The organism is Gilliamella sp. Choc6-1 (genome assembly GCF_001690385.1).
GTDB lineage: Bacteria > Pseudomonadota > Gammaproteobacteria > Enterobacterales > Orbaceae > Gilliamella > Gilliamella apicola_A.
On sequence record NZ_LZHI01000059.1, the window covers coordinates 1 to 1,007 of the forward strand.

The window sequence follows — 1,007 nt, forward strand, 5'->3', positions numbered from 1 at the left end:
AAAACGACGTATAAAGAAGAGTATGAGCGCAAAAAATCAGGGCTTACTATTTCGATAACGGGCACGGTGAGTGATATTTACAACGCCAACCAAACCCGAGAGCAAGCGAAAAAGCAGACCAATGAAAAAACCAAAGCGCTGATGAATATTAAAGCGGGGTTACAAGCGGGTAATGCGGCGCTAGAGGGCGGCGCTAATTTACAAAATGGCACACCACAAGCCTCCATTGGGATTAATGTTAGTATTGGCAATGAAAAAACCGAGCGCACGGTAAACCAAGAGCAACACACTGTGGTAAGTAGTGGCATCTCAGCGGGGAATAACGTCAGCATTATTGCGACGGGCAATGGTCAAAAAGAGAGCGGCGATATCAATATCATTGGCAGTCAGGTATCTGCAGGTCATGATGTGATGCTAAAAGCGAACCATGATGTCAACATCATTGGCAGTCAGGTATCTGCAGGTCATGATGTGATGCTAAAAGCGAACCATGATGTCAACATCATTGGTCAAGAAAACACGATAAAAACAGAGACGAAAGAAAAAAGCAGCAGTGGCTCGGTGGGTGTGGGCTATAACTTTGGTGGAGAAAAAAATGGCTTTACCATCTCGGCCAGTGCTAGCCAAAGCAAATCCAGAGAAAAAGATAACGGTACCGATTGGACAGAAAGTGTGGTAGAGGCAGGCAACAAGCTCACCATCATCACCGGTAATGATGCCAACATTGTTGCAGGGCAAGTCAAAGGCAATAGGGTGGTGGCTGATATAGGTCATGACCTTAATATTGAATCGAAACAAGACAGCGATGAGTTCCACTCCAAAAGCACCTCAACCTCGGTAGGGGGAAGTTTTTCTTATGGAGGCTCAAGCAGTATTAATGCCTCGGCGAGCAAAACCAAAATGGACAGCAACTGGCAAAGTGTCACCGACCAATCGGGCATCTTTGCCGGCAGTGGTGGCTTTGACATTAAGGTAGGCAATAACACTGACTTAAAAGGTGCGGTGAT

1 protein-coding gene is annotated in these 1,007 nt (G+C 46.0%); it reads left to right on the forward strand.

Annotation, left to right across the window (positions count from 1 at the left end):
* Window positions 1–1,007 (forward strand): hemagglutinin repeat-containing protein (locus A9G36_RS07795; protein ID WP_176701023.1); only part of this gene is annotated, 1,007 nt, incomplete at both ends.